19 protein-coding genes are annotated in these 18,200 nt (G+C 41.0%); 8 read left to right on the forward strand and 11 right to left on the reverse strand.

The window, feature by feature from the left end; all coding sequences use genetic code 11:
• Positions 1-53 precede the first annotated feature (53 nt).
• The 6 genes from QL986_RS00850 to QL986_RS00870 all read right to left on the reverse strand — a co-directional run bounded on the left by QL986_RS00850 (position 54) and on the right by QL986_RS00870 (position 4,185).
• A complete protein-coding gene (locus QL986_RS00850) occupies positions 54-287 on the reverse strand; it encodes a hypothetical protein (RefSeq protein ID WP_290190995.1) in 234 nt (77 codons plus the stop codon).
• A gap of 199 nt (positions 288-486) precedes the next feature.
• Complete coding sequence (locus QL986_RS00855; protein WP_273179913.1) at positions 487-939, reverse strand: GNAT family N-acetyltransferase; 453 nt, start codon at positions 937-939, stop codon at positions 487-489.
• Positions 940-1,511: 572 nt separating this feature from the next.
• Entirely contained in the window at positions 1,512-1,862 is a 351-nt protein-coding gene (locus QL986_RS00860; protein ID WP_290190996.1) for a hypothetical protein, read from the reverse strand.
• Positions 1,863-1,943: 81 nt separating this feature from the next.
• Positions 1,944-2,318, reverse strand: coding sequence for a hypothetical protein (locus QL986_RS00865; RefSeq protein WP_290190997.1), 375 nt, complete (start codon positions 2,316-2,318; stop codon positions 1,944-1,946).
• A gap of 120 nt (positions 2,319-2,438) precedes the next feature.
• Entirely contained in the window at positions 2,439-2,618 is a 180-nt protein-coding gene (locus QL986_RS18855) for a toll/interleukin-1 receptor domain-containing protein (protein ID WP_356741458.1), read from the reverse strand.
• A 124-nt stretch (positions 2,619-2,742) separates the two neighbouring features.
• Positions 2,743-4,185 (reverse strand): amidohydrolase family protein, encoded by a 1,443-nt coding sequence (locus QL986_RS00870; protein ID WP_290190998.1) that lies wholly within the window; start codon positions 4,183-4,185, stop codon positions 2,743-2,745.
• Between the two features lie 75 nt (positions 4,186-4,260).
• On the opposite strand from QL986_RS00870, the gene QL986_RS00875 reads away from it, so the two are divergent.
• Together QL986_RS00875 and gloA are read left to right on the forward strand one after the other, a co-directional pair.
• Positions 4,261-5,798 (forward strand): IS3 family transposase gene (locus tag QL986_RS00875; RefSeq protein ID WP_290190999.1). Its coding sequence is split into 2 segments (ribosomal slippage): positions 4,261-4,723 and positions 4,723-5,798, totalling 1,539 coding nucleotides; the frame shifts between segments, so codons are not numbered across the junction.
• A gap of 411 nt (positions 5,799-6,209) precedes the next feature.
• Complete coding sequence (gene gloA, locus QL986_RS00880; RefSeq protein ID WP_013464970.1) at positions 6,210-6,737, forward strand: lactoylglutathione lyase; 528 nt, start codon at positions 6,210-6,212, stop codon at positions 6,735-6,737.
• 72 nt (positions 6,738-6,809) lie between these two features.
• On the opposite strand, the gene htpX is transcribed toward gloA, so the two are convergent.
• The 5 genes from htpX to bioB form a co-directional block, all read right to left on the reverse strand.
• Entirely contained in the window at positions 6,810-7,673 is an 864-nt protein-coding gene (gene htpX, locus QL986_RS00885; RefSeq protein ID WP_016900359.1) for a protease HtpX, read from the reverse strand.
• 139 nt (positions 7,674-7,812) lie between these two features.
• Positions 7,813-8,496, reverse strand: a complete 684-nt coding sequence (gene bioD, locus QL986_RS00890; RefSeq protein ID WP_016900360.1) for a dethiobiotin synthase — start codon at positions 8,494-8,496, stop codon at positions 7,813-7,815.
• Positions 8,497-8,514: 18 nt separating this feature from the next.
• On the reverse strand, positions 8,515-9,333 hold the full coding sequence (locus tag QL986_RS00895; RefSeq protein ID WP_016900361.1) for a methyltransferase domain-containing protein: 819 nt from the start codon (positions 9,331-9,333) through the stop codon (positions 8,515-8,517).
• Positions 9,330-10,484 (reverse strand): 8-amino-7-oxononanoate synthase, encoded by a 1,155-nt coding sequence (locus QL986_RS00900; RefSeq protein ID WP_016900362.1) that lies wholly within the window; start codon positions 10,482-10,484, stop codon positions 9,330-9,332. Before QL986_RS00900 ends, QL986_RS00895 begins: the two co-directional genes overlap by 4 nt.
• A gap of 55 nt (positions 10,485-10,539) precedes the next feature.
• The gene (gene bioB, locus QL986_RS00905; RefSeq protein ID WP_016900363.1) at positions 10,540-11,580 is read right to left on the reverse strand and encodes a biotin synthase BioB; all 1,041 of its coding nucleotides are present in this window, start codon (positions 11,578-11,580) and stop codon (positions 10,540-10,542) included.
• Between the two features lie 95 nt (positions 11,581-11,675).
• On the opposite strand from bioB, the gene bioA reads away from it, so the two are divergent.
• From bioA to QL986_RS00935, 6 genes are all read left to right on the forward strand, one after another.
• Positions 11,676-12,977 (forward strand): adenosylmethionine--8-amino-7-oxononanoate transaminase, encoded by a 1,302-nt coding sequence (gene bioA, locus QL986_RS00910; protein ID WP_290191000.1) that lies wholly within the window; start codon positions 11,676-11,678, stop codon positions 12,975-12,977.
• Positions 12,978-13,157: 180 nt separating this feature from the next.
• Positions 13,158-13,970: a hypothetical protein gene (locus tag QL986_RS00915; RefSeq protein WP_028835208.1), complete on the forward strand. Its 813-nt coding sequence runs from the start codon at positions 13,158-13,160 to the stop codon at positions 13,968-13,970.
• The gene (locus tag QL986_RS00920; protein WP_016900366.1) at positions 13,971-15,017 is read left to right on the forward strand and encodes an extracellular solute-binding protein; all 1,047 of its coding nucleotides are present in this window, start codon (positions 13,971-13,973) and stop codon (positions 15,015-15,017) included. It begins immediately after the preceding gene.
• Entirely contained in the window at positions 15,017-16,516 is a 1,500-nt protein-coding gene (locus QL986_RS00925; protein WP_076921319.1) for an iron ABC transporter permease, read from the forward strand. The genes QL986_RS00920 and QL986_RS00925 overlap by 1 nt, the downstream gene beginning before the upstream one ends.
• 13 nt (positions 16,517-16,529) lie before the next feature.
• Complete coding sequence (locus QL986_RS00930) at positions 16,530-17,540, forward strand: ABC transporter ATP-binding protein (protein WP_213608202.1); 1,011 nt, start codon at positions 16,530-16,532, stop codon at positions 17,538-17,540.
• A gap of 30 nt (positions 17,541-17,570) precedes the next feature.
• Complete coding sequence (locus QL986_RS00935) at positions 17,571-18,200, forward strand: Vat family streptogramin A O-acetyltransferase (protein ID WP_013464981.1); 630 nt, start codon at positions 17,571-17,573, stop codon at positions 18,198-18,200.

Raw genomic sequence — 18,200 nt, forward strand, 5'->3', positions numbered from 1 at the left:
CCAAGCAAACCTAGCGAGCCCACCAACAAACGTACTTTTCCTTATTAACTAACTCATTTTACAAAAAAGCGTATTTTTGCTTCTTTTAATGTGTTTAAAAATACAGAAAACGCACAAATTCCGCCCCCCATAAACGCAATTTGAAAGCTTGATAGTGACGAGAAACTAAATTGCTGAGAATACATGTACTGCCCAAATAACTGTGCAAAGGTAGCCACACCTAAAATAATTAATAATGGGCACACAACAAGCGTAAACCAAAACCAAATACGTTTAATACCTTTCATAAAAAATCCTTTTATTTTAAATTTAACTTAGAGATTAATTAGCTTATAAGCTACCAGCATTTTAAAAGCCGCTTATAAGGTTGCCACATGAGTTTGATGTTTGAAGTCAAGATTTGACCCCATTTGGTTTTTACGCGGCAACTCCAAAATTAACGCAAACCAAAATCGCCGAGCGTTGAGGGTCTGCTTCAATTGTTTGTTAATGCTCTTTACCCAGGGCCATAATCTGATAATCAGACAAAGAAAAACCCGACTTTTCGTAAGCTCGCTTGGCAACAGCATTGTCTTTATGTACGTATAGCCTCAGCTCTAAACCGCCTTCGCGATACATTTCTGACTCTACACATGTGATCAACTCGCTCATTAAACCTTTGCCTCTATACTCGGGTCTTAGGTACATGCTTTGAATCCACCAATAATAGCCAGCATTCCAATCACTCCATTCTCTTATCGAGGAAACACTACCTATCGGAATATCATTTTCATCAGTCATAACCCAATAACTTGCAACATCTCGGTCACAAAGTGCGACTTCTATACCACGCTTTAGAGTTTCGGGTATCTTGACAGCATTCTCAGCTTCACGAGCTTCTTCGGAAGTGAACTCGACTAAAAATGACAAATCTCGTAACTCTGCTTTTCGTATATTCAAACTATTTCCTCTCATAGAGCACTAACGCCACAAATAAACGGTAAAAATTAGTTGGCTAAAATTTGTGAGGTACGAACAAAGCCAACTAGTTTTGGTCCGCACTTTTTAATTTGCTTTGTTATATGCCGATTACCAATTCGCCTGCTTAGTTTTTTTTATAACCTAGCCACATAGTAATTGCTAGCGTTAAACATCCCAACAAAATGAAAATAGCTGTTACATTTGGGGACTCTTGCACAATGCCAAGATTTCCATTTAACCATGCAGGGAAGAATATACTAAATGGGATGTAGGTAACGATAAACAACAGAAACCAAATATATTGGCTAAACACGTTTAACAAACTACGACGATTAACCAGTTTAAGTTTATCTGCTAAATGTTTATGGAACTTTACGATACTCAAGCAGAGCCAAACATAGACCACAAATGAAACTACAAAAATAGCAATATTCACATAACTCTCTTAGGCATATAACGCCCCATTAATGGGCTAAATATTGTTGGCTAAAATAAGCGACGAAGGAGCAAAAGCCAACTGTTTTAAGTCCTTGTTTATTTTCTTGTTATGTTTACTCATCACCGTAGCACTTTATGTCAGATGGATTTGATTTAACGTAGAAACATGGGATAAATGATTCTTTATTTAAATCCGCACCATCTTTAGGTACTTCGAATTGGCGCTTAGCTAATTTAGCTTCCACTTTTTTAACATAGTTAGAAGGTGGCTGAAAATTAATATCGATATTTTTTATTGGGTTAGTTGCTTTTAAAAAGCGTAGATTTGATAATTTACCGTCTTTATCTACTTTAACTGCAAATATAACTCCGTAAATATTTACATTATCTCCACTCGAATTATTGGTACTTTGACAAACGAATAATGACACCAATATCGATAATATAAATAGCTTTTTAAACATACGCCGAATTTCCTTGTAAACATAACGCCGTAATGTGCGGCTAATGGTGCGAAGCAACATTAGTCCGACACCATTACCTTGTTATGCATTTACCAATTTATGTTGTATGGCGTATTTTTTACCTTCGGGCTGCAGACGGATGTCTCCGTCACGATCTAAAGCTATATATCCTTTTTGGACAGCTTCGTTAATTATTATGTCAAGCATGATGCGAGACATATCGACAGCTTGGACCAAATTTTTGTAAATTGTGTAATCATCACCATTTTCAAAATCACCAACGATGTGTTTCATTATTTCCCTTATCGGATCGCCTGTTTTTTCAGGTGGCGTTTCACTTACAGGTGTAAATGGATTATTGCCAATTTCGGGTTTCTCAAAGAGAGGAGCTCCGTGAAATGTTCTAACGAGCTCATCAAAGCTGAATTCGTAATCATCGTCTTTTGAAAAATTCACAAACAATTTTGTTTTTAGAAATGTTGGTACATTGTGCGTACCATGACTACATAATCAGAATCTGCTAGGTGTGTTTCCATGAAATATGGCAGGTCGTCACCTGGGCGCAACTCCCATTGATCAAGAATCTGCTAGGTGTGTTTCCATGAAATACGGCAGGTCGTCACCTGGGCGCAACTCCCATTGATCAATAATTGCATCTACGCCGCTATTCCTCAGCCGTGTCGCCAAATCTAGAACCCACTTTTTGTGCTCTTGCGAGTCGTGCGAGTATGATATAAACACCTTAGGAGTTGACATAACTTTCCTTAACCTTTCTATTCATTGCATAACGCCCTGTTAACAGGCAAAAAATAGTTGGTTAAAATTAGCGACGAAGGAGCAAAAACCAACTGTTTTTTGTCCTTGTTTAACAGCTTGTTAGCTATTTATTGACCACCAAACTTTCTCTAGCTATGGGATCTCCATGCAGGATAATCGTTTCTATACGGTTCCACGATTCTATAGAGTCTAAAGGATTAGTTTTAAGTAGCAGAAGGTTAGCAATTTTGCCAACTTCTACTGTACCGTAATCATTATCAATTCTGAATTGTTTAGCATTATTAATGGTTGCCGCCGCTAGTACTTCTTCCAGCGATAGCCCTGCAGTAACCATAGCTTTCATTTCTTGGTAGGTTGTCAGTCCAGGTTGATTGGCAAAACTAGGGCTTCCAGGGAAGTCCGAAGCCAATAAAATAGGATGGTTAGAACTTCTTAGATATTGAATGACTTTATTACCTTTTACTATTCGCCCATATAAAAATGCATCTGAGATTGATTGATCAGGCATACCATCAAAGCCAATTCGAAGTTCTTCCTTGAACCATTGCGCTTCAGTGGTTTTATACCAATCAATAAGTGACTTAGGTGTAATGGATGAAAATTCAGGAGAATTAACAATTGTAGGGTTCATTACTTCACCTAAGCCAGCAATCACTCTTTGTGTTGGCATATAACCTACTCTGTCATTAATCATTTTATCCAGAGTGTTAGATATTTCTTTAGGTATATTTTGTTCTCGATTATATTGCCCCCAATTCCACATACCATGAGCGATAACATCAACACCTGCGGCAAGTGCTAATTGCTGCATATCTAAGGCATTAGCATGAGCGACTATAAGCAAATTAGACTTTTTAGCAGATAATTTAATTCGTTTTAGTGTGTTAGTTGAAAGTGTTGCCCATTGGTTAGCATTACCATAACCGTCTTCAAAATAAAGCTTTATACACGAAGCACCTGAATGGGCAATTTTTCCAATTAACCTTTCTACTGAATTTTCTGCAGTTGCTTCTGCACTTTCATCAATTAAATAAGTAAACATTGATCTTGATAGGTCGTCTGTTTTCTCTACATATGGAAAGGTGTTTTTTGATGTTAATACTTCACAACGAAAATAATCAGGGTGATGAGGCGCCGAAGTAAAATAATTGAAACTCACTCCCGGATTCGGATCAAGTATTTGAGTTACCCCATGAAATAAAAAGCTTCTTGGTTGTTGTTCAAAATAAGCTTGTGTGAGTTTAGGATTTTTAATCGCCACTGGCTCAACACCAAAACCCATACCGGGGATTGACGATACGTGTGCATGGCTATCCATAAGACCTGGCGTTAAAAACTTACCTAAACCATTTATTTTAAGATCGTAGGATGTAATCTTTTTACTAGTTATTTCGGTAATTCGTCCATCACTTATTAATACATTCATTTGAATTTTTGGAGCTTGCAAATGAGATGAAACGATAGTGACATTTTCTATTAGAATTTTGTTTTCCGCTAATGAAGCAAAAGAAAACAAATAAATTGAGAGTAATAATACTTTAATCATGATACCCCCCTATGTCAGGATTGTTGTCGCCTCAATTAATTTAGTAAATAAACAGGGAGCGGTAAGTTAACAACAGTGCATTACCAAAGGCATTCAAGCCAATTTAAAGAAGCAATATTAAATAAACTAAGTCAGAGTGGCTTATCGGTCAGAAAGTTTGCAGAGCAAGAAGGTATTAATCTTTCAACCCTGTATAGTTGGCAAAAGCAATTTAATACCTCAGGTTTAAAAGTGTCGAAAGTTAGTTCAACAGATAAGTGGTCAAGCGAAGAAAAGTTTGCTGCTGTACTGGAAACCTCAGCCTTATCGGAAGTTGAGTTAAGTGAGTATTGTCGAGTTAAAGGTTTATATCCAGAGCAGATTAAAGCCTGGAAACAAGCTTGTATCGCAGGCAACACAACAAAGCCGAGTAAAAGAATAAAGCAAACACCTGAGCAAAAGGCTGACAAGAAACGCATTAAAGAATTAGAGCGAGAGCTGCGTAGAAAGGAGAAGGCCTTAGCCGAAACCGCTGCGTTGCTGGTATTAGGAAAAAAGTACGATGCCTATTGGAAGGAAAAAGAGGACAGCTAATACCGCTGACCGATAGGCAAAAACATGCACGGCTGATTAGTAAAGCTGTAGCGGCTGGTGCGAGGCAAGATAAAGCCTGTGAAGTTATTGGCTTATCTACTCGAACGTTACAGCGTTGGCGTATTGAGGGTGTTATTAGTGAAGATAAAAGACCAACAGCCATTAGGCCAGAGCCACTGAATAAGCTAAGTGCTAAAGAGCGACAAGCAGTTATTGATGTTTGTAATGTCGCAGAATTTGCTTCATTACCACCAAGCCAGATAGTACCGATATTAGCTGATAGAGGTGAGTACATTGCATCTGAGTCGAGTTTTTATCGCATATTAAACGCTGAAAACATGCTCCATCATCGAGGTAAAGCGAAGCCAAGAAATGCTCATAAAAAACCAACCAGTTATACAGCTGAAAAAGCGAATGAGGTTTGGAGTTGGGACATATCATATTTACCGACAACCGTGATAGGTCAACATTATTACCTGTATATGATAGAAGATATCTACAGCCGTAAAGTGGTTGGTTGGGAAGTTCACCACAACGAAACAGGTGAACAAGCGGCAGAATTACTTGAGCGCAGTGTGTGGAGTGAAAAATGCTTAAAAACAGATTTGGTATTGCACTCAGATAATGGCGCACCGATGAAGAGCTTAACAATGCGAGCTAAAATGTATGATTTAGGTGTTGTTACCTCGCGAAGTCGCCCAAGAGTAAGTAATGATAATCCGTACTCAGAATCACTATTTAGAACGGTAAAATATCACCCTCGCTGGCCTTCTGAGGGTTTTAAATCATTAGATGAAGCACGACAATGGGTGAAAGAGTTTGTTTACTGGTACAACAATGAACATCGCCATAGCAGGATCAAGTTTGTCACGCCAAACCAAAGACATGATGGCCTTGATATTGAAATACTAGCAAAACGAAAAGTGCTGTATCAACAAAAAAGAAATGAGCATCCTGAACGATGGTCAAAAAGTGAAAGAAACTGGCAGCCAATAGGCGCTGTGGAGTTAAATCCAGAGCAATATAAAGAAGCTGCTTAACAATTTAGGCGACAACTGCCTTGAAAAACGCCGATACTTCCATGTGAGATTAATTAAATAGCTAACAACTTTGTCTACGACATTTGTCGTTTTATAAACCGACAAATGTCCATACATTACATAGAATTTATCTTAGCCCTCAAATAAACACCTGTAAACAACTAGTTAACTTCGGCTCATACTTCATAAATGCACAAATATACCAAAATGGTAGAGATCAGTAATATTGTACAAAATGCCACAAACTGTATAAATATACAGCACCCATAAATATGCCATTTTCTGCTTACAAAGCACCCAACAATTTAGCAAGGTGGTTTTAATTTTTGCTGCTGTTTATTATGATGAGCGTATGCCCTGCCTTTTTAAATCCATTAAGGTTTTTTCAGTCATTTTATTAAGGATTATCTCATGTCTAGCTATAACGAATCTCCAGAGCAAATTGCACAGGCCACTGAGGGCTATGTGATGCAGCAAACCATGTTGCGTATTAAAGATCCAAAACTGTCGCTGGCATTTTATGAAAATGTATTGGGTATGAAGCTGTTAGGAAAGTACGACTTTCCTGGTATGGAGTTTACTTTGTACTTTTTAGGCTATGAGCAAGATATGCCTAAAGGCGATGATAAAGAAAAAACTCAATGGGTGTTTCGCCGCCCTGCGCTGATTGAACTTACCCATAACTGGGGTACTGGAAACGACGAAAGCTTTAACGGTTATCATAGTGGTAATGAAGAACCAAAAGGCTTTGGCCATATTGGTATTAGTGTGCCCGATGTATACGCTGCCTGCGAGCGCTTTGCTAAGTACGATGTGGAGTTTGTAAAACAGCCAGATGGCGGCTCAATGAAAGGCCTTGCCTTTATTAAAGACCCAGACGGTTACTGGATTGAAATACTCTCGCCAGAGGGCATTACTGACATAATTCAATCGCAATAAAAACCATTAAACATAAAAAAGCCTGCAAATGCAGGCTTTTTGTTTACAAGTACTGTGAAAAACTTGAATTTTTTAACGACGTAGTGCGTCTATACGTGCATCAAGCGGTGGGTGAGATGAAAACAACTCAGCCATGCCTTTACCACTGGCGATACCAAAGGCCATCATTGAGCCTTCTAATTGCGATGGGTGGTTTTGCTTTAATCGCTCAAGGGCTGAACGCATTTTGTCTGCGCCTACCAACTGAGCTGCGCCGTTATCGGCTGCAAATTCACGCTTACGGCTGTAATGGGCAACCACAATGCTTGCCAATACGCCAAATAATACTTGGAATAACATATCGAATAAGAAGTAAGTCCAGCTGCTGCCGCCCTCTTCCTCATCGCTATTGATAAAGTTATCTACAATGTCAGCCAGTACTTTAGCGGCAAAAATAACAAAGGTATTAACCACACCTTGAATAAGCGTTAGCGTTACCATGTCGCCATTAGCCACATGCGATACTTCGTGCGCCAGTACGGCTTCGGCTTGATCTTGGCTCATGTTATGTAATAAACCCGTACTTACCGCCACCAGCGAATTATTTTTACTCGGGCCCGTTGCAAACGCGTTCATTTCTGGGCTGTCGTAAATAGCCACTTCTGGCATGTTAATACCGGCTTTTTTAGCTTGAGCAGCCACAGTGCTTACCAGCCATTGTTCGGTTTCGGTACGAGGTTGGGTGATCACTTGCGCACCGGTTGATTTTTTGGCGATCCATTTCGACATAAATAACGAAATAAACGATCCACCAAAACCAAATACAGTCGCAATTAGTAAAATTCCGCCAAGGCTACGATGGCTTAAGCCCAGCGCACTCATTATTATTGAAAGCACCACACCTAATACCAACATAACCGCGAGGTTAGTTAATAAAAACAAAAATACACGTTTCATACGAGTTCTCCAAAAATAACATTTATTGCTGAGCGATTTACTATGTTTGATCGACTTTGAGCAATCACTGCGTTATGACACACTATGTCATAACGTCAGCGCTATTCTGTGACAAACTATGTCACAACACAAGGGTTATTTATGGATTTATCGATAATTTTTCAAGCAGGGTTTTATAAATTTGTAATTTAGGGGTTTGCTCTGTGTATGGGCTAATGGCAAGCAGTGGAAATGGTAAACGTGTTTTCAGTGAATCTAGGTTTGCTTGGTATTCATCCATAGTGGCATCAACTTGGTTTGCAATCCACCCTACACAATTAATCCCTAAGCTTTGCATGTGTGCAGCAGTGAGTAAAGCATGATTAATACAGCCTAGTTTCATCCCCACCACTAATATTACGGGTAGTTGCTCTGCTTTTACCCAGTCGTATAAATATTCGTTGTTATTAATTGGTAATGCCCAGCCGCCAGCGCCTTCGGTTAACAGGTAATCGGCACCTTGCTGCTTAACATGTTGATAAGCCGTGCTGAGCTTCTCTACTGTTATGTTTAGTCCCGCTTGCTCTGCAGCAATGTGCGGAGCTATTGGCGGCGCAAATGCAAATGGGTTAATTATGTCGTATTTAGCGCTGACTGTGGCACTTTCCATTAGCATTAGCGCATCGGCGTTTACGAGCTGCTCAAACGCCATTTCACACCCAGAGGCAATCGGCTTAAAACCTATTGCGCGCTTTTTATGTTGCGCGAGTAACTTTAACAGCAAACTGGTTACATGAGTTTTACCGGCGTCGGTATCGGTACCGGTAATAAAAAACTGGTGCATGGCATGGCCTTATTATTTTTACTGGGCTTTTTCTAATGATAACAATACCACATGGTAAGATACATGGGCTTTATTGTTTATAATCGGATAGGCATCACATACTTTTTGCAGCGCTGATTTGGTTAATAAACCACGACGACTTGTTGCATGATTTTGTGTGGTGGCACCAATGGCTTTAATCGATTTTATAGCCGCTAATGCACTGCTGTGCTGATCGGTATAAATGACTTTTTTTGATGCGTTGATCTTAAACCCGGCCTTTTCGACCGATTGGTTTATACTATTATGGCTTGCAAACTGATTAATATGATTATGTGAATCAAGCACTGCAAAGGCGGTTTTGATCTCGTTTAATGACCCTGCAACAACCGTACTAATATAGGCTTGCCCGCCTGGTTTTAATGCTTGGTAAAGCGAGTGCATTAAGGCTTCTAAATTAGCAGACCACTGCAGCGCAAAATTACTAAATAGCACGTCAATACTGCTAGCTTGCAGCGGTAAATTATCCATGTCGGCGCACAGTTTTGGGGTGTTTAAATCACTACTTTTTAGCATGTTAAAACTTAAATCTATGGCAACAACTTGGCCAAATAATGTCCTTAAAGCCTGAGTATTAACAAGCGGCCCTGCGCCTAGGTCAACACAGAGCTTATTAGGGTTTGCACTAATGAGTTTAAATAAATCATTTGCCGCTTGTTTTTGCACATTGGCATGCTGGCTGTAACTGTTTGCTGCCTTTGAAAAGTTATGCGCTGTTGTTTTTTTTAAAACCTGAGCAGCTAAACACACAGTTGTAGGGCTAAGTGGCTTAGTTTTAATTGCCTGCGGGCTTATCATGAAATGACCTTTTGTAAGCTACCAACGAGTTGTTTTATATCGTCATGGGTGTGGGCTGCACTTAAGGTAATACGCAAACGCGAGGTATTGTGTAAAACAGTTGGCGGGCGAATAGCCGTTAGCCAAATGCCCTGCTGCTTTAGTTGCTCACTGGCTTTTAACGTTTGCTCGGCGCAGCCTAAAACAATTGGCTGAATCGCGGTGTTAGAGTCCATTAGCGCAATGTGCTGCTCTTTTGCTAAGCATTTAAACAGCGCAATATTAGCGTTTAATTTAGCTCGCCTGTCGTTGGCGTCTCTTATGCTTTTAATACGCGCCAAAGTATGAGAGGCAATAAACGGCGACATAGCGGTTGAGTAGGTATAATCACGATTAAACTGCAGCATGTAATCTATAAAATGCTGCGAACCTAATACGCACGCCCCACTACTAGCAACCGCTTTACCAAAGGTGATCACTAAAATATCGGGCAAGGTGTCGGCTGCAATTAAGGCTTCACAACTGCCAAGCCCCGATTTTCCTAAAACACCAAAACCATGGGCATCGTCTATCATTAACCACGCGTTATGCTGCTTTGCTAAGGCAAATAGCGCTTTAATTGGCGCGGTATCACCATCCATGGAGAACACACCTTCAGACACAATGAGCTTATTGCGCGCTTTTGATTTTTCTAGCCGTGAACGTAAATGGTTTATATCGTTATGGTTAAAGCGTATTAACGCGGCGTTGGCGTGTAATGCGCCATCAATTAAACTGGCGTGATTGAGTTTATCTTGAAAAATCGCACTGTGTTGCGCTGTCGCTTTATCTTGAAACAAGGCTTTAATCACACTGCTATTTGCGCTAAAGCCCGAATTAAACAACATGCCTGCTTCATAACCCAAAGCACTACATAAAGCTTGCTCAAGCGCTTGCTGTGGTTGTTGATAACCCGTCACTAATGCTGAACTGTGGCTACCGAGTAATGGCGCACTGGTTAACTCCACCGGCGAATCGCCAAACCCTAAATAATCGTTACTCGCAAAGTTAAGGTAGGTTTTATCTTTAACCGTAATAGTACGCGCCGTTGCGCTTTGTACTACATAGCGTTTACGCAAGAGCTGCTGTGCTTTGCGTTCATCTAAATGGGTGTTTATAAATTCAAATGACATAAATGCTTTAACCTTCAACGCAATACTTTAAACCATTACCATAGTACTGAGCCCTTTATGCTTCGTAAAACAATTCTGAGGTTGCTTTATCGGCCACTTGCGATGACAAAGACGCAGCAACGGCTTCATCTGAATAATCGTGGCGTGTTTCTGGGTTCATCCCGAGCTTTTTAATTAATTGCATGTCGGCATCGGCTTCTGGGTTTTCGGTAGTAAGAAGTTTATCACCATAAAATATAGAGTTAGCACCGGCAAAAAAGCACATTGACTGCATTTGTTCGTTCATTGCTGTGCGCCCTGCTGATAAACGTACGTAGCTATGGGGCATCATAATACGTGCTGTGGCAATGGTACGAATAAACTCAAACTGGTCTAAGTCATCAACGTTTTCAAGCGGTGTCCCTTTTACCTTTACTAGCATATTAATTGGCACGCTTTCGGGCTGCTGGGGTAAATTAGCCAACTGCATTAATAAGCCATAGCGGTCGCTTGCTTGCTCACCCATACCGACAATACCGCCGGAGCATACTTTCATACCAGCGTCTCGCACATTGCCTATAGTATCAAGGCGGTCTTGAAAGGTACGAGTTGATATAATTTGCTCATAGTATTCAGGTGAAGTGTCGAGGTTGTGGTTATAGTAATCAAGCCCTGCACTGCGCAGTTCATGGGCTTTTTCGTTATTTAACATGCCTAAAGTCATACAGGTTTCAAGGCCAAGGGCTTTTACTTCTTTTACCATTTGCGAAATGTATGGCATGTCTCTGTCTTTTGGATCTGACCATGCAGCCCCCATACAAAAACGGGTAGCGCCTTTTTGTTTTGCTAACCGCGCTTGCTCTACCACCTTTTCAACTTCTATTAGGCGTTCGCGTTCTAAATCAGTTTTGTAATGACCCGATTGCGGGCAATATTTACAGTCTTCTGGGCAGGCACCGGTTTTAATAGATAACAACGTAGAAATTTGTACTTCGTTTGGATTAAAATTAGCGCGATGCACAGAGGCGGCTTTAAACAATAAATCGTTAAATGGCATTTCAAATAAGGCTTTTACCTCACTGTGGGTCCAATCGTGTCGAACAGGTGCTTGCTCCATAATACTCTCTTTTATTTTTTGCTCTTGGTGTTATTGGCTTAGAATACGTATTGCCGTACCATTGTCAACGAAGCTCACCTAGTTAAAGTTTACATATGATTAATAAACAAACAATAGACCTTAGTTTTGATCGTCAGCACATTTGGCACCCCTACACCTCAATGACTCAACCTATTCCGGTTTACCCCGTAACGCATGCAAGTCACAACCTTATTCACTTAGAAACGGGCGAACAACTTATTGACGGTATGGCCTCATGGTGGAGTGCTATTCACGGCTATAACCATCCGGTTTTAAATGAAGCGATGCACGCCCAGATAGATAAAATGAGCCATGTAATGTTTGGTGGCATAACCCACCAGCCGGCAGTAGAGCTCTGTAAAAAGCTGGTAGCGATAACGCCAGAGGGATTAACAAAGGTGTTTTTAGCCGACAGTGGCTCAGTAAGTGTGGAAGTAGCTATAAAAATGGCGCTGCAATATTGGTTAAGCCAAGGGGTTACAACAAAACAAAAATTAATGACCCCGTTTAAAGGCTACCATGGCGATACGTTTGCAGCGATGAGTGTGTGCGATCCTATTAATTCTATGCATAGTTTGTACGCAGGTTTTTTGCCTGAGCATATTTTTGTGCCTGCCCCTATTAGCCAATTTAATAGTGCGTTTAATCAAGCTGAGGCCGATGAACTCGAAAGCTATTTTTTAAAGCACCACCAGCAAGTCGCCGCCTTTATTATTGAACCTATAGTGCAAAACGCCGGGGGGATGAATTTTTATCATCCTGAGTATTTAGCCTGTGTGCGTAAGCTCTGCACTCAATACGATGTGCTGCTTATTTGCGATGAAATTGCCACCGGATTTGGCCGCACCGGCAAATTGTTTGCTGTAGAGCATGCCAATATAGAGCCCGATATACTGTGTATAGGTAAAGCGCTGACTGGTGGCGCAATGACCCTTGCAGCAACCATAACTAGCGACAAAATAGCCACAGGAATCAGCGAAGGAGAAGCTGGGGTTTTGATGCACGGGCCTACATTTATGGGAAATCCGCTGGCCTGCGCTGTTGCTTGCGCCAGTATTGATTTATTACTAAGCCAAAACTGGCAACACTGTATCAGCGAAATAAATACTCAATTACAGCAGCTGCATAAATGCCAAGCGCTCAGCGCCGTAGCGAATGTACGTACTTTAGGAGCTATTGGCGTAGTAGAGCTTACAGAAGAGGCTGGTAGCATTGATGTCGCTAAAATTCAGGCTTATTTTGTATCTCAAGGAGTATGGATACGCCCCTTTGGTAAGCTAATTTATCTAATGCCACCGTATATAAGTGACAAAAACAGTATTCGCGCTTTATGTGATGCTATTTATAACGCCATAAAAGGTAAACATTACGTATAGATAGGTTAACTATTATTAAGGGTTACGTTAAAATTTATGCAAATAATTAGTTTGCTGCCTATTCGTCCCAAAACATTGGTATTTTTAGCCCTGACCTGTCATTTAGTGTGTTGATCTGAGTGATCTTTAGGGATATGATAATGCCTATCATTTACAATAACATTTATGGACTCACTTGCTATGAAAATATTACTTAAGCCTGCCAAGACATTAAGTGCAAGTTTTTTACTCGCCTCTGCGATTTTTGCACAACCGGCACTTGCTAATGGCCCTATTGGTGAGCATGTTAATCACCTTCAAGCTAATTTAAAAACTTACAATGAAGACGTTGAATGGATGATCTCTAAAGTCGATACCATGGTAAGCGATTACGAGAAAAAAGGCGCAAAAGCAGTCAATAGTGATGATTTGGTTGAGTACTGGGAATCAGTTAAATTCCACAGCGCAATAGAAACTAATTACGTGCCTGTCTATGCCTCTATTTGGCAAGGTTTGTATGGCATAAAAATGGCTATCGATAATAAAAAACCAGCGCTAGAAGTACGCAAACAACAACAAGCAATGAACAATGCCCTATGGCAAGGATTAGGCGCAGTTAAATTGGCGGCTAAGTTTCAACAAAAAGGGTTATTAGATAGCGTTAAAGCAACAGCAACCAAAGAAATGACGCAAAGTGCGACCATTGACGAAATTAAACACAAATTAGACCGAGTGGTCGCTAAATACGCAGAACGTTTAAGCGATGAAGCCACCAACATAGTGCACGATACTTACCTACATTTATTTGAAGGTGTTGAAGGTACACTAATTGAACAAGACGCTAAGTTAGTAGAAGTTCTAGAAAAAGACTTTAACGTAACACTTCCACAAGCAATTTCTAATAATAAAAGTGTTGATGAAGTTCGTGATGTGGTTGTTGATATGCAAACCAAACTAAGCCGCGCTCAAACGCTGATTGAAAAAGCAGAAAAAGCACGTAAGGATGTATTTTAAGTGAAACGCAGAACCTTTATTCAAGGCTTAGCTGCGTTAGGGGTAGCGGGTGCTTTACCGCTATCGCTTTCACGCGCTTTTGCCGCTGATATTGCTATTGCAAACCCCGTGTCTGTTGATACATTACCTAAATTAAAAGGTGCATTGACGCTTTATTTAGGCCGTGGTGAAGGTGGCTTATACGAAAACGTATTACAAGCCATTCAAAAAAAGAACCCTGATCTTGACCTTGCCATTCGTCGCGGCCCTACCGCAGCGCTTGCCAACACCATTGTTGCCGAAGCAAATGCAGGGGTTAAACGTGCCGACTTATTTTGGGCAGTCGACTCTGGGGCAATTGGTTTAGTTACCGATGCCGGCCTTGCCAAGCCCATGCCCAGTGATTTATCAGCGCAATTACAGCCACAATTTAGATACGATGAATGGGCACCTGTTACTGGTCGTATACGTACTTTGCCTTTTAATACTGAGCGTTTAACCAAAGAGCAAATTCCAACAAGCATTATGGACATTGCCGACAGTGATTTAAGTATTGGTTGGGCGCCTGCTTATGCTTCTTTTCAATCGTTTATTACCGCTATGCGACTTTTAGAAGGTGATGATAAAACGGCTAAGTGGCTCAAAAAAGTTAAAAAACGTTCTAAAACCTACGCAGGTGAACTCGGTGTGGTAATGGGCGTTGAACGTGGTGAAGTAGACATTGGTTTTGCTAATCATTACTACACGCTGCGCTTAAAATCAGGTAAGCCAGATGCAAAACTTGATTTAGCCTTTACGCAAAATGATGCTGGCTGTTTAGTTAACGCTTCAGGTATTTTATCGTTATCTGAAGACCCACTGGCAATCAACTTTATGCGCTATTTACTTAGCATTGAAGTGCAAAATTATTTAGCAAGCGAAGCCTATGAAATCCCACTGGTTAATGGCATTACTCAACCCGATGGATTGCCTAAGTTAACCAGTATTTCGCCACCTAAAATTGATTTAACCCAGTTGGCTGATTTACGCCCAACTATAGATTTAATGCGCAGCAGCGGCGTTTTATAATGCGAATACCTACATCTTACCCAATGGCGCTGCTTGCAGCGCTAGTGACCCTGACTCCTATTTTTGTTTTAATTACGCTTGCCTCTGACGCAAGCTCTTTTTTTGATAGCCATAATTTAACTATTTTAGGCAATACCCTGTCGTTAATGGGATTAACTGTATTAGGTTCAATTTTAATTGGTGTGCCCTTGGCATTCATTAGCGCCTATGTGCAGTTACCGTTTAAAAAGTTTTGGCTGGTGGTGTTTGCAGCCCCGCTTGCTATTCCCAGTTACATTGGCGCTTTTACGCTTTATGCTGCATTTGGTCCCGGCGGTGAAATAAATAACTTACTTGGTTTTGAAACCCCTTCTATGTATGGCTTAACGGGAGCCGCCATTGTCATGACCTTGTATACTTTTCCGTTTGTTATGATGACTACCCGTTCGTCTTTACTTAGTTTAGATGCCAGTATGGTCAACGCTGCTCGCACACTGGGTATGTCGATGACGCAAAGCGTATTTAAAGTTATTTTACCCCGCGTAATAAATGGCATTGCTGCAGGGTCATTATTGGTTGCGCTGTATACCTTATCTGACTTTGGTACCCCCGCAATGATGCGCTTAGATACGTTTACCCGTGTTATTTATGTGGAATACAATGCCTTTGCCTTAAGCCGTGCGGCTATGTTGTCACTGCAACTGATGGTGATTGTTGGCTTTTTATTAATGATTGAATCACAAATAAAAACCGCCTCAGAGCGTCAAGGTCGTTCGCTTATTTTATTCCCTAAAAAATGGCAACTAGGCGCTATGTTTGCCACCTTTGCGCCTATTTTATTACTCGCTATTGGCCTACCTTTGGCAGTATTTACTTTGTGGTTAGTGCGTGATGGCTTTAGCTCGTTTGATTTTAGTATTGCCTGGCATTCAACTTACGCTTCAGCCATTGCCGCTATTGTTACAGTTATTGTTGCCATTCCAGTTGCCCATGCGGCTTTAAGTGGTAAGGTTGGTAAAGTAATGGAACGTGTTACTTACTTTGGTTTTGGTATTCCGGGTATTGTTATGGGCACAGCGCTTGTGTATGGCGGCTTACAACTACCCTTTTTATATCAAACGCTGGGCTTATTGATTATTGCTTATATGCTACGTTTTTTACCACTTGCGGTAGGTTCTGTGCGTACCAGCACCGAGCATCTTGACCCAAGTTTGGTAAAATCAGCACGGGTATTAGGGGCAAGCCCGCGCGAAGCTTTTACGCGAATTACTTTACCCCTAACTATGCGTGGTATTATTGCAGGTGGCGCCTTGGTCTTTTTAGAGTCAATGCGCGAATTAGAAGCCACACTTTTATTAGGCCCCACCGGCTTTGAAACGCTATCTACCTACTTATGGCGTGTTTACGAAGCCGGTTATTTTGGCCGTGCCGCTATTCCTGGCTTATTGTTGGTGGTGATTTCTGCGGGTGCTTTAGCTATTATGATGTCTGGCGAAAAACGCAACCAGTTTGAACATTAAGGATTTATAAAAAATGCTATCTGTAAGTCAGTTGTCTATAGATTATGGCAGTAATCGTGTTGTTAGCGATTTAAATTTCACCTTAGGTGAAAGCGAAATATTAATGCTTGTTGGTCCAACAGGTTGCGGAAAAAGTACTATTTTACAAGCGTTAGCGGGGCTTTTACCGATTAGCGAGGGTGAAATTAAAGTGGCTAAATGGACAGCGACACCAAAGCATACTGTGGCGCCTGAAAAACGCAGCGTAGGTATGGTGTTTCAAGACTTTGCGTTGTTCCCTCATTTAACAGTTGAACAAAACGTATGTTTTAAACTTAAAGACAGCAGCCCTGCCGATCACTGGTTAAAACTTCTTGGTTTAGATGCATTTAGGCATAAAAAACCAGCCACACTGTCAGGCGGGCAAAAGCAACGCGTAGCATTAGCGCGTACCCTTGCCCACCAACCTGACTTTGTATTACTTGATGAGCCGTTATCTAACCTTGATGCTGCCTTAAAAGATATGTTGCGTTGGGATATCCGCAACGCATTAAAAGAAGCTGGTGTACCGGCAATTTGGGTAACGCACGATCAAGAAGAAGCGCTTTCGGTGGGCGATCGTGTGGGTGTTTTAAAAGGCGGTAAAATACAACAAATTGACACCCCAGAGCAGTGTTTTAGTACCCCAAACAACCGCTTTGTGGCCCGCTTTTTAGGTGAAGCCAGCTTTATAAAAGGAACCCTAAATAACGGCCAAGCGCTTACCGATATTGGTAATGTACCTGCAAACGGCGTTGATTGTGACACTGGTGAGGTAGAAGTTTTGCTTCGTCCAGATGATGTATTATTAGTACAAAGCAGTATTGGTAATAATGGTGAAGTAATTTGGGTACGCTTTGAAGGCGGTAGCCGTTTATGCGCGGTTAAACTTGCATGCGAAACCGTGGTAACTAGCCGAGTAAGCCATGAGGTGGTTGTACACCCAGGTGACAAGGTACATGTTTCGCTCAGTACATCTCATCCCCTAGCGGCATTTAAAAGCTAGTAGCCTATTTATCTTACTTGAGAGGAAACCATGAACGGACCAAATCCAAACAATCCATCACCTATGGACGGTTTTCCTCAAGTAGGTTATTTAAAAAACTTTATTAAGTCACCTAATATAGAAGTAGGTGATTACACGTATTACGACGACCCTGATGGGCCTGAACATTTTGAAAAAAATGTGCTCTACCATTTCGATTTTATCGGAGACCGTCTCATTATTGGTAAGTTTTGCGCCATAGCTAAAGACGTTACTTTTATAATGAATGGGGCTAACCATCAAACCTCCGGCTTTTCTACTTATCCATTTTTTATATTTGGCAACGGTTGGGAACAGTCTGCTCCTCAACAAGGTGACTTACCTTTCAAGGGCAATACTGAAATAGGTAATGATGTATGGATTGGTTACAACGCCACTATTATGCCGGGGGTAAAAATTGGCAGCGGCGCCATCATAGCGAGTAAATCTGTGGTAACCAATGATGTACCTGCCTATAGCATTGTAGGCGGTAATCCTGCAAAAGTAATAAAAAAGCGTTTTAATGAAACAACTATCAATCAACTTTTAGCGATTGCATGGTGGGATTGGAGCAGTGAAAAAATCACCGCACATTTAGATGCCATTACCCACGCTGATATAGACGTATTAGCTAACATTTAA

Origin of the sequence: Pseudoalteromonas sp. APC 3250 (genome assembly GCF_030407915.1) — a bacterium.
In the GTDB taxonomy this organism is placed as follows: Bacteria; Pseudomonadota; Gammaproteobacteria; order Enterobacterales; family Alteromonadaceae; genus Pseudoalteromonas; species Pseudoalteromonas tetraodonis.